This is a genomic window from Hydrogenophaga intermedia, from assembly GCF_023715105.1.
GTDB lineage: Bacteria > Pseudomonadota > Gammaproteobacteria > Burkholderiales > Burkholderiaceae_C > Hydrogenophaga > Hydrogenophaga intermedia_A.
The window spans coordinates 34,315-54,714 of sequence record NZ_JAMBNO010000023.1 but is presented as its reverse complement, the minus strand read 5'-3'; the positions used below and the strand labels follow the sequence as shown (position 1 = coordinate 54,714).

Sequence of the window (20,400 nt, the reverse complement as noted above, 5' to 3'; positions counted from 1 at the left end):
GGCCGCACCGGCTACCCGAGCATGACGGCACGCCGTCGCAACACGGCCGAGCACAGCATCGAGGTGGTGGGTGCCCAGCTGCGCGCCATGATGCCCTGGATCGCCAAGAACAAGCTGGTGGACCAGACCCGCAACTGAGCCCGGGACCCTGGGCGGTGGCCCACACCGTCCACCGCCCGTCAGCCGCCGCAACGCAGCCGCGCGCCCTGCCTATCATGGCCGCATGGCGGCAGAGGACCTCGAGACCGACTACCTCGTCATCGGCGCGGGTGCCGCCGGCATGGCCATCACCGATGCGCTGCTTTCACATTCCGACGCCACGATCACACTGATCGACCGCCGACACGCGCCGGGTGGGCACTGGCTCGATGCCTACCCCTTCGTGCGCTTGCATCAGCCCTCGAGCTTCTATGGCGTGTGCTCGGTGCCGCTGGGCGTCAATGCCCTCGACAGCCGGGGCACCAACGCCGGCTACTACGAGCTCGCGGGTGTGGACGAGATCCGTGCCTACTACGCGCACGTGATGCAGCGTCACTTCCTGCCCAGCGGACGCGTTCGCTACTTCCCCAACTGCGATCACCTCGGCGAGCACCGCTTCGTCTCGCGCCTGTCCGGCCAGGTCGGTCAGGTGCGTGTGCGGCGCAAGCTGATCGACACCACCTATCTCGAAGGCCAGGTGCCGGCCACTGCGCCGCCGCCATTCGAGGTGGAGGCCGGCGTGCGCTGCCTGCCCGCGGGCGAGGTGGCGCGCCTGCGCGAACGCGCCGAACGCTACGTCATCGTCGGCGCGGGCAAGACCGCGCTGGACACCTGCGTCTGGCTGCTCGAGCGCGGCGTGTCGCCCGATGCCATCCGCTGGATTCGACCGCGCGAAGCGCGCTGGCTGAACCGGCACTACCACCAGCCCCACAGCCTGTTGCCCGATTTCTACCGCGGCCTGGCGCTGCAGATCGAGGCGATGGCCCTGGCCAGCGATGTCGACGACCTGTTTGCAAGGCTCGACAGCGCGGGCTTCTTCCTGCGCATCGACCCAGGCGTGAGCAGCAGCATGTTCCGCGGCGGCCTGGTGGGCGAAGGCGAGCTCACCCTGCTGCGCCAGGTGCAAGACGTGGTGCGCCTGGGCCACGTGCGCCGCATCGGGCGCCGCGAGATCGTGCTCGACGACGGCCGCGTGCCCACGAGCGAGGACACGGTGCACCTGCACTGTGCCGCGCAAGGGCTGGCCGCGCCGCCACTGCGCCCCATCTTCGAGCCCGGTCGCATCACCGTGCAGCCCACTGTGTGGGGTTTCGCCTGCCAGCAATTCGCCATGATCGGGGTGGCCGAGGCCACCATTCCCGACGATGCGGAGAAAAACCGGCTGTGTCCGCCCATCCGCTGGTGGAACCACAACCGCGACTACCTCACCGCCTTTTTCGCCAGCATGGTCAGCGAGCGCGCACGCGCTGCGCACCCCGCGCTGGCGTCCTGGTCACGACAGACGCGGCTCAATCCGCTCGGTGCGATCGGTCAATACCAGGACGACCCCGTTGTCGTGCAATCGCGCGAGATCATCAAGCGGCACGGCGCTGCCGCGGCGGGCAAGCTGGCGGCCTGGCTCAAGGGCTGACGCTCAGTGTCGCCCGCGTCTCCCGCCGGGTTGGCGACAATGCCCGGTCGCCGCCCTCGCTGATGTGCGGCCCCCCAGCCCACACACACGCCCCTTGCCATTGCCCATGCCCCGCCATCCCGACGACATCTCCAAGACCCTGCTCCAGGCCGTGGCCATCCTCTTGCTGATCGGGCTGATTGCGATGGTGCTGCACAAGGGCTTTGCCGACGTGTCGGCCGTGTGGCAGCAGCACTCGGGCGCCGAGTTCTGGAAGGCGCTGGGGCGCTACCTGTTGCGCAACCTCGCGGGCTGAGGCGCCGCGGGCTGCGGTATCAGCCGGTGCGCACGTTCACCGCCACGTCGATACCCGTCTTCACGCTTTGCGTGACGGTGCAGAACGACTCGAACTGGGCCAGCACGCGCTCCAGGTGCTGCAGCTCGGCCGCGGGCTTTTCCAGTTCAATGGCAACGTCGATGTGCGTGACGCGCAGGCGCCCTTCGGCGTTGCGGCCCTGGGTGAGCGTGGCGGTGGCGCGCACGGTGCCCGGGTCTTGCTTGTACTTCTGCAGCGAAAACAGCAGGCTGGCGCCGAGGCAGTTGGCCACCGCCGCGCCCAGCAGGTGCTCGGGCGAGGGGCCCGCGCCCTGCCCCAGCGGCGCCGGCAGGTCGGCGGTGATGTCGGGCATGCCGGCCCCGAAATCGACGAGGAACTGGTAACCCTGCTGGCGGGTGACGGTGATGCTCAGGGATTCGCTCATGGCTGGCCTTCGGATGGTTTGAGCAAACCATAACGCACCCTGCAAGGCCAGGGCTTGCGGCAGGTCAACCGCCGCCGCGCTGCATGTACAAGTCGAAGCGGCGCATGAAGCCGAAGCGCTGTTCGTCGTTCAGACCATCGAACTGGAAGTCCACCTGAAGAACAGGCATGCGCACCAGGGCGATCACCCGCGGTGGCAGCACCTTCCAGCGCAGTGCCAGGTGCCCCGGTGGCACCTGTACCGTCGCGCGCTGCCCGTCGCGCTGCCAGGCGCATTCGCCGACGGCCGCGGGCAACCAGCGCAACCATTCCGCTTCGGTGCAACCCATCTCGCGCGTGAAGCGCTCGGCGTAGTGCGACTGCACCGAAAGGCCTCAACCGCCGGCGATCGGCGGCCAGATGGCCAGCACGTCGCCGTCGTTGAGCGTGGTGCTCAGGCGCTGCTCGGGCGCGATGTACTTGCCGTTCACCAGCACCAGATGCACCAGCTTGGGCGGCATGCCGTAGGGCTCGATGATCTGCTGCACCGAGGCCGAGGGATCGATGTCGAGCTCGATCTGGTTGCTGCGGCGCGCGTCGGGCGGCAGGTAGTCGGTGAGGGTGGCAAAAAGTTTGAAGGTGATCTTCATGGGTGGCGGCTGCCCTTGGACAGGCTCGGGACGAACGATGACAGGCGATTGAAGCATGTCAGCGGCGGCGTTCGTCGGCGGCACCTGCCCATTGCCCCTGTGCCTGCGCGGCTGCGAGGTAGGCGTCCATCAGCTTCGTCGGGTCGGCCTTGAGTTTGTCCTTCCAGGCACCGAGCTTCACCTGGCCTTCGACGAGGCCACGCATCACGCCCACGTGCTCGGTCCAGCCCACCGAATTGCAGCCCACCATCACATCGCCCTGGAACTGCAGGCTCAGGTGGCGGCCTTCGTTGAGGTCGGTCAGTTCCACGTGCTCGCCGCCGGGCACGCCCTCCCAATTGCCGAAGCTGGTGGAGACCATGCCCAGGGTGTCGAGCACGTTGATCTGCGTCACGCCCTTGAGCTCGGTGCGCTGTCCGACCATGTTGAGCGCGGCCACCCGCGCCTGCTCGGCGGCATTGGGCTGAATCGCACTCACGATGGTCTTGCCGCTCACCTTGTCGAAGGCCTCCGCGCAGTCGCCCGCGGCGTACACACCGGGCACATTGGTCTGCAGGTGCTCGTCGGTGAGCACGCCTTGCAGGCAAGTGATGCCCGAATCCTTGAGGAAGCCGATGGCCGGGCGCACGCCGGTGGCGCTGATGACGAGATCGACCTCGACCGACTCGCCACTGGAGAGCTTCACGCGCAAGGGCGAACCCGCTTCGATGGCCAGCACCTTGGTGCCGGTGTAGACCTTCACGCCCTGCTTCTCGCACCAGGCCTTGATCATGCCGCCCGCGGTGGGGCCCATCATGCGCGGCACCATGCGGTCACCCATCTCCACCACGCTGAGCTGCACCCCGCGCTGCTTGAGCGCTTCCATGATGATGCAGCCGATGAAGCCGGCGCCCATCTGCAGCACCCGCGCACCGGGCTTGGCGAGCCGCGCGATGGCGCGCGCGTCCTCCAGCGTCCAGCAGGGATGCACCCCGGGCAGGTCCATGCCCGGGATGGGGGGGCGCACCGGGTGCGAGCCGGTGGCGATCAGCAGCCTGTCGAAGGTGAGTGTCTGACCGTTGTCCAGTGTCACGGTGCGCTTGGCGCCATCCACCGCCGTGGCCTTGGCACGCACCGGGTTCACCCGCAGTTGATCCAGGTGCTTCGGGTTTTTGCGCAGGTAGGTACCCGGCTCCTCGATGTTGCCGATCAGCAGGTAGGGAATCGCCATGCGCGAGTACGGTGGCTCGGCCTCGTCACCCACAAGGGTGATCTGGTCGTGCGGTGCGTGCTTGCGCAGCGTCTCGGCGGCGATGACGCCGGCCGGGCCGGCGCCGAGAATGACGTGGTGCATGCGGGTCTCCCGAGCAAGAAAAGAGGGGGCAGCGCGCGCACTGCCCCCAGGAGGTTCAGGTGGAACCGGTAAGGGCCTTCGCCCTCACAGGCCCAGTCTTGCCTTGGTCTCGCTGGTCGGGCGGCCCTCGCTGTCCCAGCCACGCACCTCGTAGTACTTGGGCAGCATCTCGGGCAGCTTGCTCACCATGCCCTTGGAAGCACCGGTCTTGGCCGCTTCCGTCAGCAACCGCTTGGGCAGCGAGTCGTCCTTGGCGGTGAAGCCGGCCGCGTTGTTGAACTCGCGCTCCATGTTCCAGATGCGCTCGCCGATCTTCTCGAGTTCTTCGGTGGTGTACTGCTCGTCGCACGCGGCCTGCAGCTGCGGCGCCAGATCGGCCACGCCCCAGGCGAAGGTGGTGAACACGCACAGACCCGAAGAGTCGAAGGCCGCCGTCGCGTCCTGGAAGGCCTTGACGAGCTCGGGCTTGCCGTTGCTCTCCACCGGGTCGGTCTTGACCGGAATGCCCAGCACTTCGGAGGCAATGGTGTAGCCGCGCAGGTGGCACGCACCGCGGTTGCTGGTGGCATAGGCCAGGCCGATGCCCTGGATGGCGCGGCCATCGTAGGCCGGGAACTCCTGGCCCTTGACGCTCATGGACAGGTCGGGGTGGCCGTACTTCTTCGTCAGGCGCGCCGAGCCCTGGCCGATTTCCTTGCCGAAGCCTTCACCCTTGCCGACCATTTCGGCAAACGCCGCCAGTGCCGCGGCCGAACCGAACGGCGCCTCGACGCCGATCTGCGCCTTGGTGAGCACGCCCATCTCGTAGAGCTCCATCACCGCGCCCACGGTGGCACCGAAGCTGATCGGGTCCATGCCGTACTCGTTGCACAGCAGGTTGGCGTACTGCAGGGCCTCGAGGTCGTTCACGCCGTTGGCCGCGCCCAGCGCCCAGGCCGCCTCGTATTCCAGGCCGCCGTTGGCGCCCCAGTACTGCGGCTTGTTCTGCACGGTGAAGTGGTTCTCGTCCATCTTGCTGATGCGTCCGCACGCGATGGTGCAGCCGAAGCAGGCCTGGTTGGTCACGAGGTGCTTCTTGCCATCGCTCTCGCGCGGCGTGGCCATGGCCTCGGCCGAGATGTCCTTGGCACCTTCGAACTGCACGTCGCGGTGGTTGCGCGTGGGCAGCGCGCCCACCTCGTTGATCACGTTCATCAGCACCTGCGTGCCGTAGGTGGGCAGGCCCTGCCCCGTCACCGCGTTCTCGGCAAGGATCTTCTTTTTCTCCTTGGTGACCTGCATGAAGGCCTTCGGGTCGCGGATGTTGCCCACGCCCTTGGTGCCGCGCACGGCGATCGCCTTGAGGTTCTTGCTGCCCATCACGGCGCCCACGCCCGAGCGGCCGGCCGCGCGGTGCAAGTCGTTCACCACGGCGGCGTAGAGCACCTGGTTCTCGCCGGCCTGGCCGATGCAGGAGACACGCACCAGCGGATCCTGCAGCTGGGTCTTGAGCGTCTCCTCGGTCTTCCACACCGTCTGCCCCCACAGGTGCGAGGCATCGCGCAGTTCGGCCACGTCGTCGCTGATGTAGAGGAACACCGGCTTGGGCGATTTGCCCTCGAAGATCACCATGTCCCAGCCGGCCATCTTGAGCTCGGCGCCCCAGTAGCCGCCCGAGTTGGAGCAGGCGATGGCACCGGTGAGCGGGCCCTTGGTGATGACGGTGTAGCGCCCGCCGGTGGAGGCCATGGTGCCGGTGAGCGGCCCGGTGGCCCAGATGATCTTGTTGTCGGGCGACAGCGGGTCGACCTTGGGGTCGATCTCGCTAATGAGGTATTTGCTGCCGAGCCCGCGCGAGCCCAGGTAGGCGCGCGCCCACTCCATGTTCAGCGGTTCGGATTTCACGGTGCCTGCCGTCAGGTTGACGCGCAGGATTTTTCCAGCCCAGGACATGTGTATCTCCTTGTGTGCGTCGGGTTGATCAGGCGGCGCTGGCCTGGTTGCCGAGTTTGTCGGCCCACTGTTTCATGCGATCGATGCCGGTCCAGTTGGCGTCGATGAAGGTGATCGCGCTGGTCGGGCAGGCGTCGGCACAGGCCGGCTCGCCGCCGCACAGGTCGCACTTCTGGACCTTGCCGGTTTCCTGCACGTAGTTGATGGTGCCGAACGGGCAGGCGATGGTGCAGACCTTGCAACCCACGCAGGTGCTCTCGTTCACCACCTTGGCCCCGGTGACCTTGTCGACCGTGATCGCCTCCACCGGGCAGGCGTGCAGGCACCAGGCTTCGTCGCACTGCGTGCAGGTGTAGGGCACCTTCTTGCCGGTGTGATGGAAGTCGAACACCTTGATACGCGACTTCGAGGTCGCAAAGGTGCCGTAGTTCTCGAACGAGCACGCCATCTCGCACTGCAGGCACCCCGTGCACTTGTCGGGGTTGATGTGAAGCACTTTCTGCATTCTTGTCTCCTGTGGGGCGACGCCACACCCGCGGCGCGGTATGCATGCGTCTGCATACGATTCTTGGCGCGCGGGGTTGGGCGACATTGAGGGTTTACCCGGGTGGGCGACAAAAAGTCTCAGATTGCGACAGGGGCATGCCGCCACCGGGGTCGTCGTCGGCGTGGCATCCTCACGGCCATGGAAAACCTCGACCTCCTCGTGCTGCGCACCTTGCTGGACTGGCGCCGTGCCGGCAAGGCCACGCTGCTGGCCACCGTCATCCGCACCTGGGGCAGTTCGCCGCGCCCGGTGGGTTCCATCATGGCCTTGTGCGAAGGCGGCGCGGTGGTCGGCTCGGTCTCGGGCGGCTGCATCGAGGACGACCTGATCCACCGCTACCGCAGCGCCCTGGCAGACGGCCCGCCGCAGCGCACGAAATACGGCGTGAGCGCCGACGAAGCCCACCGCTTCGGCCTGCCCTGCGGCGGCACGCTGGAGTTGCTGCTGGAGTTCAACACCGATGCCGACACGCTGGCCGACCTGGTGGCGCGTCTGAGCGCAGGCCGCATGGTTCAGCGCAGCACCGAGATCGCCAGCGGGCGTGTGGTGCTGACCGACATTGCCCAGCCCGAGGCGCTGCGCGAGCACGATGGCTGGCTGCACAACGCCTTCGGGCCCGAATACCGGCTGCTCATGATCGGCGCCGGTCAGCTCACCGAGTACCTGGCCACCATGGCCTTGTTCAGCGGCTTTTCGGTGACGGTGTGCGACCCGCGCGAGGAATACCGCGGCGCCTGGCAGGTGCCGGGCGTGACGCTCTCGCACGACATGCCCGACGACCTGGTGCGCGGCTTTCGCGCCGACCGCCGCACCGCCATCGTGGCGCTCACGCACGACCCCAAGCTCGACGACCTGGCCCTGCTCGAAGCGCTGGGCACCGAGGCGTTTTACATCGGCGCCATCGGCTCGCGGCGCAACCAGCAACTGCGCCACGCGCGCCTGATCGAGCACTTCGAGCAGACCGAGGAGAGTCTTGCGCACCTGCGCGGGCCGATCGGTATCTACATCGGCAGCAAGACGCCGGCCGAGATCGCGGTGAGCGTGATGGCCGAGATCCTGGCGGTGAAGAACGGCGTGCCGCTGCCGCGCGACCTGGCCGTGGGCCCGGCCAAGGAAAAGCTCGACGTGCGGGCCGATGACGCCGTGAGCTGCTTCGTGCGCGAAGCCCCGTGACGCCAGCCCTCCACACCGTGGCGCTGGTGCTGGTGGCGGGCGCCGGGCGCCGCCTGGGCCATGTGCCCAAGTGCCTCATCCGCCTGAGCGGGCAGACGCTGCTGCAGCGCCTGCTCGATGCCCTGGCCACGCTCGGCATCCGCGACGTGCGCCTGGTGCTCGGCCACCACGCCGACGCGGTGGCTGCGCATGTGAGCACCCTGCCGGCCGGACAGCGCGCGCTGCTGCTGCGCAACCCCGCGCCCGGCGACGAGCCCGCAGATTCCCTGCAGTGGGGGCTGCGCAGCCTCACGTCCATGCCCGAGCGCTTGCTGGTGCTGCTGGGCGACCAGCCCTTGCTGGGTGCGCCGCAGATCGATGCCGCGCTGCGGGCTTTCGAGCAGCGCGAGCGCGGCCGTCACGCCCTGGTACCGCAGGTGGATGGTCGCCCGGGCCACCCTGCGGTGCTCGACGGCCTGGCCTGTGCGCAACTGCGCAACCATGCCGGTGGCCTGCGCGCCTGGCGCCGCGAGCGGCCCGAAGCTGTCGCGTTGTGGAACACGCCAGACCCGGCGCACACGTTCGACCTGGACACCCCGCTCGATCTCGATCGACTGGCACAGACAACCGGTTTGGCGGTGGCGCTGCCGCCGAACGCCCCCATGCCGCAGTGCGGCATGCACAACGGTTGATCGAGAAGCGACAGCCTGCTTCAATGCACCCCATGCCCGTCGGATCCGCTGCCCCCTCCCACGACCGCCTGACCCTGATCGCCCAGGCGCGCCGCGCGATGCTCGACGCGCACGACCCCGACGCCGGCCCACGCCTGTCGCCGTGGGTGGCTAACTCCTGGCGACGCTGCCTGCAACTGGGCCTGGAGCCGCGGCGCGAGGTGGCTTTCGAGGCGGTGAGCAGCGCGCAGATGCAGCGCGCCATCGAGGGCAGCCAGCCGCTGCTGCGCGCCGCCAGCCCCGTGATCCGCCAGCTCGCGCGTGCGATGTCGCACACGCGCTACTTCGCCATCCTCACCAACGCGCACGGCGTGGTGATCGACGTCAACGGCCCGATCGACCGGCACGATCCCAGCGTCAACCGCATCGCGCGTATCGGTGTCGACCTCTCCGAACGCGCGGTGGGCACCACGGCCATCGGCATGGCCCTGACCGACCTGCAGCCGGTGTGGCTGCACCGCGGCGAGCATTTCTTCGACGCCACCAGCGTGTACAGCTGCGCCGGTGCGCCCATCTGGGGGCCCGACGGCCAATGTGTGGGCATGCTCGACCTCACCGGCGTCAACGTCAACGAACAGCCCGCGCTCAAACACCTGGTGTCGCAATCGGCGCGCAGCATCGAGAACGCGATGGCGCTGGCGCAACCGCACCACCTGCTGCTGCGCATGAACTGGCCCGGGCGCGTGCTCGGCGACGACAGCGACGGTCTGGTCTGCCTCGACGCCGACGGCGAGGTCACCGCCCTGAACCGGCCCGCGGCCGAGATGCTGGGCATCGCCCCCGGCACCCCGGTGGGTCACGCCAGCCTGCATTTCGCCTCACCGATCGAGGCGCTGTTCGACGCCGCACATGCCCACGCCAGCGCGCTGGAAATCCCGCTTTGGTCGGGCCTGCGTCTGCAGGTGCTCGCACAGGCCGGGCACCGCAGCGCACGCAGCGCACCGGTGGCGCAGGGCATGCCGCTCAAGGACCTGGAAACCGCCCTCATCCGCAAGGCGGTGGACGACGCCCGCGGCAACGTGATGGACGCTGCCCGCGCCCTGGGCATCAGCCGCGCCACCATCTACCGCAAGCTGGGCGCGAAGCGGCGCTGAGCCAGGCAGCGCCTCAGCCCAGCCACCGCACCGAGCGCAGCGGCTTGAGCACGCTCGACGGCGTCATGCCGAAGGTGTTGCGGAACACGCGGCTGAAGTGCGACGAATCGGCGAACGCGCCGTCGAGGGCGGCGTCGGTGAGGCTGCCCCGGGGCCGGTATCCCGCCATCGCGCGGCGCACCTGCGCCCAGACCCGATAGCTGCGAAAGCTCACGCCGACCTGGGCGCTGAACAGGTGGTTGAAGCGAGAGGCCGACAGATGCACCTCGTGCGCCAGCGCCTCGCGATCGGGCACGGTCTCGCCGGCTTCCCGCAAGCGCTGCAGGCTGCGCAAGACGCGCGCGTCCACCGGCTGCAGCGGTGGCCAGGCCGCGCGCCCCAGCAACGCGGGCAGGTCGAAGCTGTGCAGGCGTTGCTCGGTGTGCCAGCGCTGTGCTGCGCGGGGTGCAAAGTCGCCCAGCACCGGCCCTTGTCGGTCGAACAGAGGCCGCAGCCGGCGCACCTCGGGCGCGTCCGGCTCCAGGTAGATCAAGGCCACGCGCTCGCCCTGCGGGTCGAACAGGTGCTCCACGCCAGCGTCGATCAGCGCGCTGTGGCAGGTCTCGCGCCAGCCCCCGGGGCGCTCGATCGCGAAACGCCCCGACAAGCCCAGCAGCAACACCGGCGCCGCATGGCGGTGCAGCCCGGTGGCGGGCAGCTCACCCAGGTAGAGCGCCTTGTCGGCGCACAGCGTCAATGCGTTGCCAGCCATCACAGCCCAAACCTTCAAGACAGCGCGGCGCGCCACCCGTACCGTGACGCCCCTGCCCCCACACGACACAGGAGAACGAGGTGCCGATTTCCACCACCCGCCAACGGGTGCCGCCCCGGTTGGCCCAAGCCGGCTTCGTGAAGACCGCGAGCCATGGGTTGCCACATCTGTTGAAAGCCCCGCTGATCGGGTTGAACCGCTGGATGGCGGGCCTGCGCGCGCACGAGATCCGCGTCGCCGGGCACCGCCTGCATTATCTCGATGGCGGGCGCGGCGAGCCGGTGCTGCTGCTGCACGGCATCTTCGCCGAGAAGGACCACTGGGTCGACTTCGCGCGGCAGCTCACGCGGCACCACCGCGTGATCGTTCCCGATCTGCCCGGGTTCGGGGAAAGCGATCGGCACGAGGACCAGCACTACGGCTACGCGCAACAGGTGCCCCGCTTGCAGGCGCTCCTGGATGCCCTGGCGCTGCCGCGCGTGCACGTGGCGGGCAGTTCAATGGGCGGTGCCCTGGGCGCGCTGCTGGCCCTGGCCAGCCCCGAGCGTCTGGCCACGCTCGCCTTCGTCGGCGCGCCGCACGGCCTGCGCTCGCCGGTGCCCAGCGAGACCGACCGGATGATCGATCGCGGTGAAGCACCGCTGATCGCACGAGACCCCGGGGAGTTCGAGGCCATGCTCGAGCGCCTCTTCGAACAACGCCCCTGGCTGCCCTGGCCGATCCGGCGCGCCGCCTGTGCAGACGCGATCGACCGCGCCGCGTCGAACCAGCGGATCTGGCAGGAACACCTGGCCGACCGCCATGTGCTGCAGCTGTGCCTGGCCGGCGTGCAGACGCCGCTGCTGGCGCTGTGGGGCCGGTGCGATCGCGTGTTCCACGCCTCGGGCGTGCGGGCACTGCGGCGTCAGCGCCCCGACGCCGAGATCGAACTGCTCGAGGACCTGGGCCACCTGCCCATGATGGAGGCGCCGCGTGCCGTGGCGCAGCGCTACCGGCGCTTCCTCGTGCAGCATCTTGCAGGTACAACTTCGCCATGACGACCCCTGCCGACCCCACACCCCGAAGCACAACGCGGCTGGCCAGCATCGCCGCCCTCGCCTTGTGCAGCCTGCTCGCCGCCTGCGAAACGGCGCCACGCGCGGGCGCCGAGACCACGGCCCAGGTGCTGCAGGTGGCGCCCGATCGGGACAGCCTGCGCGACGGCTACCCGGCGCTGCACGCCGCCCTGCGCGCGGGCGTGGTCCGACGTGACCTCGAAGAAGCACGCCTGGTGCAGGGCGAATGCGGCGTGCCCGATGCCAGCCGCAGCGGCGGCACACGCTGGGTCAGCGTGACGACCCTGGTGCCGCGCGGCACCGCATTGGCACAAGGCAGCCGCATCGTCGTGCGCGATGCCCGCTCCGCCTGGGCGGGTGTTGCGCCCGAGCGGGCCAGCGCGCTGCACGGCCAGTTCGTACGGGTCGACGACACACCACCCACACGAACCACCCCTGCGTGTCACACGAGCGAGCCTGCAGGCGCCACCACCTGGCACCTGCGGGTGCACCTCACGCCCCCGGCCTGGCAGCACGACTTTGCGTCGGCGGCCTTCCAGCGCCTCGATGCCCTGCGCGACGAGGACTTCGCGGCCGGGCGCGTGTTGCGACTGGGCTGCCAGCTCAAGGTGATTGACGGGGGCGACTGGTACGCGCCGCAATGGGTGGCGCTGGCGCCGCCACAACTGCCTCTGAAGGTGGGTGACGTCGTGCGGCTGCGCGCGGGCGCGCAGATGGAGTCGAAGGACGTCGGCCCACGAGCCGAGGTGCTGGCCCGGCTCGACAACGTCCCAACGCCGGCGGGCAATGCCACGGTGCGCTGCAACTGAACCAGCCGCGACGCGCCCGCACGCCGGTAGGCCTTGCCCGGCGGTATGCTCATCGCGGTTCCGAACGGAAGACGCGAATACAGGCAAGGAGATGGCGATGTTCGTGCGAGGCCTTCGTGCCCCATTGCTGGGGCTGTCCCTGGCCATGTGGATCACGGGCGCGCACGCGGCGCAGGCCACGGTGGCGGTGGCCGCCAACTTCGCCGAGCCCATGCGCGCGGTGGCTGAGGTGCTGCGCAAGACCACCGGCCACACGCTGGAGATTTCCGTGGGTTCGACCGGCCGGCTGTACGCGCAGGTTCGCAGTGGCGCGCCTTTCGACGCCATGCTCGCGGCCGACCAGCGGGTGCCCGAGCAACTGGAGGCCGACGGCCTGGCCGTGCCCGGCAGCCGCTTCACCTACGCCACCGGCAAGCTGGTGTTGTGGTCGGCCGACGCCGCGCAGGTAGACGCACGCGGCGATGTGTTGCGCAGCGGCGCCTGGCGCAAGCTGGCCATCGCCAACCCCAAGACAGCGCCCTACGGCGCTGCCGCAATCGAAGCGATCGACAAGCTCGGGCTGGCCACGGGCATCACGCCCCGCCTGGTGCAAGGTGAGAGCATCGGCCAGGCCCACAACTTTGTGTTCACCGGCAACGCCGAGATCGGCTTCGTGGCGATGTCGCAGGTGCTGCAAGGCGGTCGCCTCAAGGGCGGCTCGATGTGGGTGGTGCCGCAGGCGCTGTACACGCCCATCCGACAGGACGCCGTGCTGCTCAAGCGTGGCGAGCACAACGAGGCGGCGCGCGCGCTGATGCAGCTGCTGCGCAGCGAGAGCGTCAAGGCCTTGATTCGCTCCTACGGCTACGATCTCTGAGTGATCCTCACGCCATCCGACCTCCAGGCCATCGCGCTCACGCTGCGCGTCGCGGGGCTGACCACGCTGATCCTGCTGGTGCTGGGCGTGCCGCTGGCGTGGTGGCTGGCGCGCACGCGTTCGTGGTGGCGCCACCCGGTGGGGGCGCTGGTCACCCTGCCCTTCGTGTTGCCGCCCTCGGTGCTGGGCTTTTACCTGCTGGTGGCCATGGGGCCCGAGGGGCCCGTGGGGCAGTGGACGCAATCGCTCGGTCTGGGCCTGCTGACCTTCAGCTTCGGCGGGCTGGTGGTGGCCTCGGTTTTCTATTCGCTGCCCTTCATGGTGCAGCCGGTGCTCACGGCCATGCAGCAACTGGGCGAGCGTCCCCTGGAGGCCGCGGCCAGCCTGCGCGCCTCGCCGCTGGACCGTTTCTTCACCGTGGTGCTGCCGCTGTGCAGGCCCGGCCTCATCACTGGCACCGTAATGAGCTTTGCCCACACCGTGGGCGAGTTCGGCGTGGTGCTCATGGTCGGCGGCAACATACCCGGCGTCACGCGCGTGGTCTCGGTGCAGATCTACGACCACGTGGAAGCGCTCGAGTACACCGACGCCCACCGCCTGGCCGCGGTGATGCTGGTCTTTGCATTCGCGGTGCTGCTGTCGCTGCAGTGGATCAACCGGCGGCGCACATGAACTCCCAACCGATCGAACTGCGCGCCAAGGTGCAGCGCAACGACTTTGCGCTCGACGTCGACCTGCGACTGCCCGGACGCGGTGTCACCGCGCTGTTCGGGCCGTCGGGCTCGGGCAAGACCACCTGCCTGCGCGTGCTCGCCGGGCTGGAGCCCGCAGTGAGCGCGCGCGTGGTGGTCGGCGGGGAGGTCTGGAACGACACCGCGCGCGGCCATTGCCTGCCCACGCACCGCCGCCCACTGGGCTACGTGTTTCAGGAAGCGAGCCTGTTCGAACACCTGAACGTGCGCGACAACCTGCGCTACGGCTGGCGCCGCACGCCCGACGCACAGCGCCGCCACGGCTGGGACCACGGCCTGCAATTGCTGGGCATTGCACACCTGCTCGATCGCCGGCCGGCCGAACTCTCGGGCGGCGAACGCCAGCGCGTGGCCATTGCGCGCGCGCTGGCCACCAGCCCGCGCGTGTTGTTGATGGACGAACCTCTGGCATCGCTGGATGCCGCACGCAAGGCCGAGGTGCTGCCGTGGCTGGAGCAATTGAACGAGCGGCTTGACTTGCCCATCGTGTACGTTACGCACGCGTTCGACGAAGCCCTGCGCCTGGCCGACCACCTGGTGTTGCTCGAGGAGGGTCGCGTGCGCGCGCAGGGCCCGATCGCCGAGCTGATCACGCGCAGCGAGCTGCCGATCGCCCATGGCGATGCGGCCAGCGCCTTGATCACCGGGCAGGTGCTTGGCACGGACGCAGATGGCCTGACCACGCTTGCCATCGACGGCGGGATCTTGCGGCTGACTGCACCGCGACGCGAACCGCATGCCCCCGGCACCACGCTGCGCGTTCGGGTGCAGGCACGCGACGTCAGCGTGGCGCTGCAGGAGCCCCGGCAGATCAGCGTGAACAACGTGCTGCCCGCCACCGTGCAAGGGCTCACCGACGACGGCCCCGGCCAGGTGCTGGTCACGCTGCAACTGGGCGATCGCACAAGCCTGCTTGCGCGGCTCACGCAGGGTTCGGTGCAGCGTCTGGGCCTTGCAACGGGGCTTCCCGTGTTCGCGCTCATCAAGGGCGTGGCCGTGTTGCGCTGAGCTCAGCTGCGCCAGGGCAGTTCCAGCGCCTGGCCATCGGGCAGGCGCACCGGCACTGGCGTCTGGCCGAAGATGCCGGTGAGCTCCAGCGGGGTGGCGCCCACACTGAACAGCTGGTGCAGCTTCTCGCGCGGCAGCACCACACTCTGGCCGGCGCCGAAGCTCCGGACCTGGCCGTCGATATGCAATTCGCCCTGGCCCGCATGGCAAAGCACCACCTCGTCGCAGCTGTGGCTGTGTGGAGGGGTTGCCGCGCCGGGCGTCAGCGTCTGGCGCCAGACGGACAACTGCGTGAGGCCGTCGCTGACGCCTGCCCAGGTGGCGTGTGCCAGGCCTTCGATGGGCGTCGCTGCCGGGGTGGATTGATCGATGACATACATGGTGGGACTCCTTTCGTCCGGGGTTTGTGCGGACCACCATGGCCCGCTGCGGGGCGCAGTGTCTGGCAGTTGAATTCAATCCGGAATAAGCTTTAGCATCGTTTCATTGCCGAATATTCTTCGTTAATCCAGATGGGACCTTCATGACCGGCATTGCAGGCGCGCACGCGCTGATCGCGTTCTCCGAGGTGGCGCGTCGACAAAGCTTCGCTGCCGCGGCACGCGAACTCGGTCAGGCGCCGTCCACCTTGGCCAAGGCTGTCGGACGGCTTGAAGACTCACTGGGCGTGCGTCTTTTTCACCGCACCACACGCAAGGTGAATCTCACCGAAGACGGCGAGCGGCTGTTCGCACGCTGCCAGCGCGTGCTGGGGGAATTGCAGGAGCTTCAAGAAGAAGCCGACGGCCGTCGCGCCACGCCCAGCGGGACGTTGCGGCTTGACCTTCCGATCGCGTACGGGCGGCGCAAACTGCTGCCGGTGCTGGCCTCACTCGTGCGCAAGCACCCCGGCATCACGCTCGACGTGCACCTCTCCGACGCCTATGCCGACCTGGTGCAGGGCGGGCTTGACGCTGCCGTGCGCGTGGGCAGGCTTGAGGATTCGGGCCTGGTTGCACGGCGCTTTGCGAAGCAGTCCATGCTGTTGTGTGCCGCACCCGGCTATCTGCAACGCGTCGGGCGCCCACGGCGCTTCGACGATCTCGCGCGCCACCCCTTCATCGTCTATCGCCAGCACTCCAGCGGGCGGGACCGGCCCTTGCAGTTCGTGGTGAAAGGCAAGGCAATGACGCTGCACCCCGAGCACACGGTGCGCATCAACGATGGCGAGGCCATGGCGCACGCGGCCGCACTGGGCCTGGGCCTGACCCAGTTGCCCGACTACATGGTGGAGGACGAACTCGCGAGTGGCGCGCTGGTGGAGGTGTTGCCAAGCCTGCGTCCGCCCGACATCCCCATCCACCTCGTGATGCCCACGCAACGCCTGATGCCGCCGCGTGTGCGCGCCCTGCTCGACGAGCTGGCCATGGCCTTCGATGCCAAATGAAAAAGCCCCGCCAAAGCGGGGCTTCGGTTGGGCGCTGGCTGTTCAGGCTTTGCGGCGGCGCGCAGCGGCCAAGCCCACCAGGCCGAGGCCCAGCAGGGCCAGGCTGGCCGGCTCGGGCACATCGGTGGTCTTGAGCTGCACCAGCGTGAAGTCGGACTGGTTGTTGCAGCTCTGGTAGTCGCAGAAGGTACTGGTCAGCGCGGTGAACGAGATGCTCACGAAATCGGTGTAGCTGCCAAACGGGTTGCCGGTCAGCGCCCAGACAGCACCCGAACCGTCGGCCGCCTGCGAGAGGTTGGCCAAGTCGCCTGTGCCACTCCAGATGGCGGTGGTGGCGGTATCGGCGCGCAGGGTATGAATAATGGAACCGCCGCCCTGGCGAACGGCCGTGATCTGGGCGATCTCGTTGTAGTCGCCGAACTCGGGGCCGTCGAACAGCACGCCTAGCGTGAAGCCCGCGATGCCGAAGGTGCCCGAGACCGCGGTGCCGGTGAGGTACTCGCCGATGTCGATCTCGTCGCCGGTGCGACCACCGCTGATGCCCACGCCCGTGAACCCGCCCATGGTCTTTTTCTGGAAGGTCCCGCCGGGCGCGATGGTCCAGTTCAAACCGCCGATCACCTGACTGGGTTGGCCGTTGGTGAAGTCGCTGCCATTGATCACCGCAGCGGCGCTCGCCACCGAGGTGGTGCCCATCAAGACCACGGTACCGAGCGCCAGCGCGACTTGGGAGAGGATGGATTTCAGTTTCACGGCAGCTTCCTTGGGGGTTCAGTGGACGGCCGAGGCCGGGATGTGGCACGAATCAGCAATTGACGTGCCACCGTTGCAAGCCCTTGATTTGCAAGCAAAACGCGCGTGCTCTGCAGGGCGTGTGGCAAGATTTCCGACAGTTTGGCTACCCCACGCACCCATGAACCCCGACGCCCTCGCTGCCGCCCACGCGCTACCTGACCGTTGGCTGGCGGCCTTCAACGCCGCGGACTTGGCGGCCATCACGGCCCTATATGTACCCGACGCCCGCCTGTGGGGAACGACCGCGCCGCAAGCGATCGACCACCCGACGGGCGTGCGGGCCTACTTCGCGCGGGTGTTCGACCTGCATCCGCGGCCACGCATGGTGCTGATCGAGCGGCGTGGGCGCGCGCTGGGCGACGGGGTGGTCATCCAGAGCGGCCGCTACGACCTCGAGCTTGCGCCCGGACGGGTGCTGGCGGCACGGTTCACGCTGGTGTTGCGCCTTGAGGCCGATGCCCCCGTCGCGCCCGGTGCGGGTATCGCGTCGTGGCGCATCGTCGAGCACCACTCCTCGGCAGTGCCCGACCCCCCTGACCCCTGGCGTCGCGACTGTCACAGCGCGTTGACCGGAATCTTGAGGTAGCGCACGCCGTTGGGTTCGGCAGGCGGCAGCTCCCCGGCGCGGATGTTCACCTGCACCGAGGGCAGGATCAGGTTGGGCATCTCCAGCGTCGCGTCGCGCTGGGCGCGCATGTCCACGAACTGCTGTTCGCTGATGCCGTCGTTCACGTGGATGTTGTGCGCGCGCTGCTCGGCCACCGTGCTCTCGAAGCGCACCGCGCGCCCCGCGGGCGGGTAGTCGTGGCACATGAAGAGGCGCGTCTCGGGTGGCAGCGAAAGGATCTTGCGGGTGGAGGCGTAGAGGGTTTTCGCGTCGCCGCCGGGGAAGTCGCATCGCGCGGTGCCGACATCGGGCATGAACAGCGTGTCGCCGACGAACACCGCGTCGCCCACGTGATAGGCCGCGCAGGCTGGTGTGTGCCCCGGCACGTAGAGCACCTCGGCCTCGAGCTCACCGATGCGGAACTTCTCGCCCTCCTGGAACAGGTGGTCGAACTGAGAGCCGTCGAGGCGGAACTCCGGTTCCAGGTTGAAGATGGCCTTGAAAACCTTCTGCACCTGAGTGATGCGCCCGCCGATGCCGATGCGCCCACCAAGTTGTTTCTTCAGGTACGGCGCGGCCGAGAGGTGATCGGCGTGCGCGTGCGTCTCAAGGATCCATTCAACCTTGAGATCGTTGGCCTTCACGTAGGCGATCACCGCGTCCGCCGACACGGTGCGCGTGCGGCCGGACTTGGGGTCGTAGTCGAGCACCGAGTCGATGATGGCCGCGGGCGTGCCCGGACCGTTGTGCACGACGTAGGTGACGGTCCACGTGGCCGGGTCGAAGTGGCCGTGGACCTGAAGACGGGGGCTGGCAGCGGACATGGGGCACTCCTTTTTAATAAGTCGTCATTAATATATTGACAGACAATCTATTTGTCAATATATTGATGTTCATCGACAGAACCCACCCGACATCACCATGCCGAGCGTCAAACTCAATCTTGAAGACATGCAGGCCGCTGCCGCCGACGCCTGCCGCCTCATGAAGGTGCTCTCCAACCCCGACCGGCTCATGCTGCTGTGCCAGCTGGTCCAGGGCGAGCACAACGTCGGCGAACTGGAAGCCGCCTTGGGCATCGTGCAACCCACGCTGTCGCAGCAGCTCACCGTGCTGCGCGAAGAGACGCTGGTGAGCACGCGCCGCGAAGGCAAGAACATCTATTACCGCATCGACAGCCCGCAGGCGCTGGCCGTCATCCGCACGCTTCATCAACAGTTCTGCAACCCCTGAAGGACCGCACGCCATGACCATCGACTTCGCCAACTTCACGCCCTGGGCCTCGCTGGCCGGCGGCGTTCTGCTCGGGGTGGCCTCCGCCCTGTTCATCCTGCTCAATGGCCGCGTGCTCGGCATCAGCGGCATCGTGGGCGGCCTGCTCTCGCCCAAGGCGGGCGACATCGGCTGGCGCGTGGCGCTGATCGCGGGCCTGCTGGCCGCGCCCGCCGTCTACGCCCTGATCGCACCCGCGGGCTTCATCACCGCGCCGCGCATCGACGCCGGCTTCGGCCTGGTCGTGCTGGCCGGGCTGTTGGTGGGCATCGGCACGCGCTATGGCTCGGGCTGCACCAGCGGCCACGGCGTGTGCGGGCTCTCGCGCCTGTCGCCACGGTCGTTGGTGGCCACGCTGGCCTTCATGGGCACGGGCTTCGTCACCGTGTTCGTCATCCGTCACCTGATCTGAGGTCCACACCATGCAGAAACTCTCCGCTTTCATCGTCGGCCTGCTGTTCGGCCTCGGCCTCATCCTCTCGGGCATGACCGACCCCGGCAAGGTGCAAGGCTTCCTCGACCTGTTCGGCAACTGGGACCCGTCGCTCGCCTTCGTGATGGGCGGCGCCATCGCCGTCGGCTTCTTCGCCTACGCGCTCGCCAAGCAGCGCACGCGCAACTTCCTCGGGGGTGCCATGCACCTGCCCAAGGCCACGGCCATCGACAAGCGTCTGGTCATCGGCAGCCTCACCTTTGGCGTGGGCTGGGGCCTGGCGGGCTTCTGCCCGGGCCCCGGGCTGGTCTCCATGGCCTCGGGCGAGGTCAAGGGCGCGGTGTTCGTGGCCGCCATGGTGGCTGGCATGGCGGTGTTCGAGTGGCTGGAGCGCGTGAGCACACTCAAGCCCGCGCCCAAGGCCTGAAGCTCAGCGAGGGAACACCATGGACCTGCGCCGCCTCACCCCCCAACTGGCGGTGGCCGCCCAACTCGTGCCGAGCGACGTGCGCGCCGCCGCGGCCGCGGGCTACACCACCTTGATCTGCAACCGCCCCGACGGCGAACAACCTGGCCAGCCCGACCACGAAGCCATGGCGCAGGCCGCGGCCGCCGCCGGCATGCGCTTCGTGTTCCAGCCGGTGATCAGCGGGCGCATCACGCCTGAACAGGCCCGAGCCTTCGGCGACGCGTTGGCGCAGGCCGATGGCCCGGTGCTGGCCTATTGCCGCAGCGGCACACGCTGCGCCACGCTGTGGGCCATGTCCCGGGGTGCCGAACGCCCGTGGGCCGAGGTGATCGAGACCGCCGCCGCCGCGGGCTTCGATCTGCGCGGCCTGCCGCAGCCGACGGGTCGGAACTGAGCCGCCC

General features: G+C 68.6%; 26 protein-coding genes and 1 pseudogene. 17 read left to right on the top strand and 10 right to left on the bottom strand.

Annotated features, from left to right (window positions below; translation table 11 throughout):
• The 3 genes and pseudogenes from M3149_RS18790 to M3149_RS18780 form a co-directional block, all read left to right on the top strand.
• Window positions 1-138, top strand: a pseudogene (locus tag M3149_RS18790) (ketol-acid reductoisomerase); the annotation flags it as partial.
• Window positions 139-223: 85 nt separating this feature from the next.
• On the top strand, window positions 224-1,609 hold the full coding sequence (locus M3149_RS18785) for an NAD(P)-binding protein (RefSeq protein ID WP_251711020.1): 1,386 nt from the start codon (window positions 224-226) through the stop codon (window positions 1,607-1,609).
• 106 nt (window positions 1,610-1,715) lie between these two features.
• Window positions 1,716-1,904 (top strand): hypothetical protein, encoded by a 189-nt coding sequence (locus M3149_RS18780; protein WP_251711019.1) that lies wholly within the window; start codon window positions 1,716-1,718, stop codon window positions 1,902-1,904.
• Between the two features lie 19 nt (window positions 1,905-1,923).
• Here the strand turns inward: M3149_RS18780 and M3149_RS18775 are convergent, their stop codons facing one another.
• From M3149_RS18775 to M3149_RS18750, 6 genes are all read right to left on the bottom strand, one after another.
• On the bottom strand, window positions 1,924-2,349 hold the full coding sequence (locus tag M3149_RS18775) for an OsmC family protein (protein WP_251711018.1): 426 nt from the start codon (window positions 2,347-2,349) through the stop codon (window positions 1,924-1,926).
• 64 nt (window positions 2,350-2,413) lie between these two features.
• Window positions 2,414-2,713 (bottom strand): hypothetical protein, encoded by a 300-nt coding sequence (locus M3149_RS18770; RefSeq protein WP_251711017.1) that lies wholly within the window; start codon window positions 2,711-2,713, stop codon window positions 2,414-2,416.
• 9 nt (window positions 2,714-2,722) lie between these two features.
• A complete protein-coding gene (locus M3149_RS18765; RefSeq protein WP_251711016.1) occupies window positions 2,723-2,977 on the bottom strand; it encodes a MoaD/ThiS family protein in 255 nt (84 codons plus the stop codon).
• A 58-nt stretch (window positions 2,978-3,035) separates the two neighbouring features.
• Entirely contained in the window at window positions 3,036-4,310 is a 1,275-nt protein-coding gene (locus tag M3149_RS18760; RefSeq protein ID WP_251711015.1) for an NAD(P)/FAD-dependent oxidoreductase, read from the bottom strand.
• 84 nt (window positions 4,311-4,394) lie between these two features.
• Entirely contained in the window at window positions 4,395-6,242 is a 1,848-nt protein-coding gene (locus M3149_RS18755; RefSeq protein ID WP_251711014.1) for an aldehyde ferredoxin oxidoreductase family protein, read from the bottom strand.
• Between the two features lie 28 nt (window positions 6,243-6,270).
• Window positions 6,271-6,747, bottom strand: coding sequence for a 4Fe-4S dicluster domain-containing protein (locus M3149_RS18750; RefSeq protein ID WP_251711013.1), 477 nt, complete (start codon window positions 6,745-6,747; stop codon window positions 6,271-6,273).
• Window positions 6,748-6,927: 180 nt separating this feature from the next.
• Here M3149_RS18750 and M3149_RS18745 point away from each other — a divergent pair, with 180 nt between their 5' ends.
• The 3 genes from M3149_RS18745 to M3149_RS18735 are packed head-to-tail and all read left to right on the top strand — an operon-like array spanning window position 6,928 to window position 9,766.
• Window positions 6,928-7,962 (top strand): XdhC family protein, encoded by a 1,035-nt coding sequence (locus tag M3149_RS18745; RefSeq protein WP_251711012.1) that lies wholly within the window; start codon window positions 6,928-6,930, stop codon window positions 7,960-7,962.
• Complete coding sequence (locus tag M3149_RS18740) at window positions 7,959-8,633, top strand: nucleotidyltransferase family protein (protein WP_251711011.1); 675 nt, start codon at window positions 7,959-7,961, stop codon at window positions 8,631-8,633. Before M3149_RS18745 ends, M3149_RS18740 begins: the two co-directional genes overlap by 4 nt.
• A 23-nt stretch (window positions 8,634-8,656) precedes the next feature.
• Window positions 8,657-9,766 carry a helix-turn-helix domain-containing protein gene (locus M3149_RS18735; protein WP_251711010.1) on the top strand — a complete coding sequence of 370 codons (1,110 nt, stop codon included), beginning with the start codon at window positions 8,657-8,659 and terminating at the stop codon, window positions 9,764-9,766.
• 13 nt (window positions 9,767-9,779) lie between these two features.
• On the opposite strand, the gene M3149_RS18730 is transcribed toward M3149_RS18735, so the two are convergent.
• The gene (locus M3149_RS18730; RefSeq protein WP_251711009.1) at window positions 9,780-10,517 is read right to left on the bottom strand and encodes a helix-turn-helix transcriptional regulator; all 738 of its coding nucleotides are present in this window, start codon (window positions 10,515-10,517) and stop codon (window positions 9,780-9,782) included.
• 80 nt (window positions 10,518-10,597) lie between these two features.
• On the opposite strand from M3149_RS18730, the gene M3149_RS18725 reads away from it, so the two are divergent.
• The 5 genes from M3149_RS18725 (at window position 10,598) to modC (ending at window position 14,997) form a co-directional block, all read left to right on the top strand.
• Window positions 10,598-11,554, top strand: a complete 957-nt coding sequence (locus tag M3149_RS18725; protein ID WP_251711008.1) for an alpha/beta fold hydrolase — start codon at window positions 10,598-10,600, stop codon at window positions 11,552-11,554.
• Window positions 11,551-12,381: a hypothetical protein gene (locus M3149_RS18720; RefSeq protein ID WP_251711007.1), complete on the top strand. Its 831-nt coding sequence runs from the start codon at window positions 11,551-11,553 to the stop codon at window positions 12,379-12,381. The genes M3149_RS18725 and M3149_RS18720 overlap by 4 nt, the downstream gene beginning before the upstream one ends.
• A gap of 97 nt (window positions 12,382-12,478) precedes the next feature.
• Entirely contained in the window at window positions 12,479-13,237 is a 759-nt protein-coding gene (gene modA / locus M3149_RS18715; protein WP_251711006.1) for a molybdate ABC transporter substrate-binding protein, read from the top strand.
• On the top strand, window positions 13,238-13,909 hold the full coding sequence (gene modB, locus M3149_RS18710; protein ID WP_251711005.1) for a molybdate ABC transporter permease subunit: 672 nt from the start codon (window positions 13,238-13,240) through the stop codon (window positions 13,907-13,909).
• Complete coding sequence (gene modC, locus M3149_RS18705; protein ID WP_251711004.1) at window positions 13,906-14,997, top strand: molybdenum ABC transporter ATP-binding protein; 1,092 nt, start codon at window positions 13,906-13,908, stop codon at window positions 14,995-14,997. Before modB ends, modC begins: the two co-directional genes overlap by 4 nt.
• A gap of 2 nt (window positions 14,998-14,999) precedes the next feature.
• On the opposite strand, the gene M3149_RS18700 is transcribed toward modC, so the two are convergent.
• The gene (locus M3149_RS18700) at window positions 15,000-15,377 is read right to left on the bottom strand and encodes a cupin domain-containing protein (protein WP_251711003.1); all 378 of its coding nucleotides are present in this window, start codon (window positions 15,375-15,377) and stop codon (window positions 15,000-15,002) included.
• Window positions 15,378-15,520: 143 nt separating this feature from the next.
• On the opposite strand from M3149_RS18700, the gene M3149_RS18695 reads away from it, so the two are divergent.
• Window positions 15,521-16,423 (top strand): LysR family transcriptional regulator, encoded by a 903-nt coding sequence (locus M3149_RS18695; protein WP_251711002.1) that lies wholly within the window; start codon window positions 15,521-15,523, stop codon window positions 16,421-16,423.
• A 42-nt stretch (window positions 16,424-16,465) separates the two neighbouring features.
• On the opposite strand, the gene M3149_RS18690 is transcribed toward M3149_RS18695, so the two are convergent.
• Window positions 16,466-17,176, bottom strand: coding sequence for a PEP-CTERM sorting domain-containing protein (locus tag M3149_RS18690; protein WP_251711001.1), 711 nt, complete (start codon window positions 17,174-17,176; stop codon window positions 16,466-16,468).
• Window positions 17,177-17,336: 160 nt separating this feature from the next.
• On the opposite strand from M3149_RS18690, the gene M3149_RS18685 reads away from it, so the two are divergent.
• Entirely contained in the window at window positions 17,337-17,804 is a 468-nt protein-coding gene (locus M3149_RS18685; protein WP_251711000.1) for a nuclear transport factor 2 family protein, read from the top strand.
• Here the strand turns inward: M3149_RS18685 and M3149_RS18680 are convergent.
• Window positions 17,774-18,649 carry an MBL fold metallo-hydrolase gene (locus tag M3149_RS18680; RefSeq protein WP_251710999.1) on the bottom strand — a complete coding sequence of 292 codons (876 nt, stop codon included), beginning with the start codon at window positions 18,647-18,649 and terminating at the stop codon, window positions 17,774-17,776. The two genes, M3149_RS18685 and M3149_RS18680, sit on opposite strands and share 31 nt — an antisense overlap.
• A 97-nt stretch (window positions 18,650-18,746) precedes the next feature.
• On the opposite strand from M3149_RS18680, the gene M3149_RS18675 reads away from it, so the two are divergent.
• The 4 genes from M3149_RS18675 to M3149_RS18660 are packed head-to-tail and all read left to right on the top strand — an operon-like array spanning window position 18,747 to window position 20,393.
• Window positions 18,747-19,058 (top strand): ArsR/SmtB family transcription factor, encoded by a 312-nt coding sequence (locus tag M3149_RS18675; RefSeq protein WP_251710998.1) that lies wholly within the window; start codon window positions 18,747-18,749, stop codon window positions 19,056-19,058.
• A 13-nt stretch (window positions 19,059-19,071) separates the two neighbouring features.
• Window positions 19,072-19,509, top strand: a complete 438-nt coding sequence (locus M3149_RS18670) for a YeeE/YedE family protein (RefSeq protein WP_251710997.1) — start codon at window positions 19,072-19,074, stop codon at window positions 19,507-19,509.
• Between the two features lie 10 nt (window positions 19,510-19,519).
• Window positions 19,520-19,957: a YeeE/YedE family protein gene (locus M3149_RS18665; protein ID WP_251710996.1), complete on the top strand. Its 438-nt coding sequence runs from the start codon at window positions 19,520-19,522 to the stop codon at window positions 19,955-19,957.
• A 19-nt stretch (window positions 19,958-19,976) separates the two neighbouring features.
• Window positions 19,977-20,393: a TIGR01244 family sulfur transferase gene (locus M3149_RS18660; protein WP_251710995.1), complete on the top strand. Its 417-nt coding sequence runs from the start codon at window positions 19,977-19,979 to the stop codon at window positions 20,391-20,393.
• The last annotated feature ends 7 nt before the right edge of the window (window positions 20,394-20,400 follow it).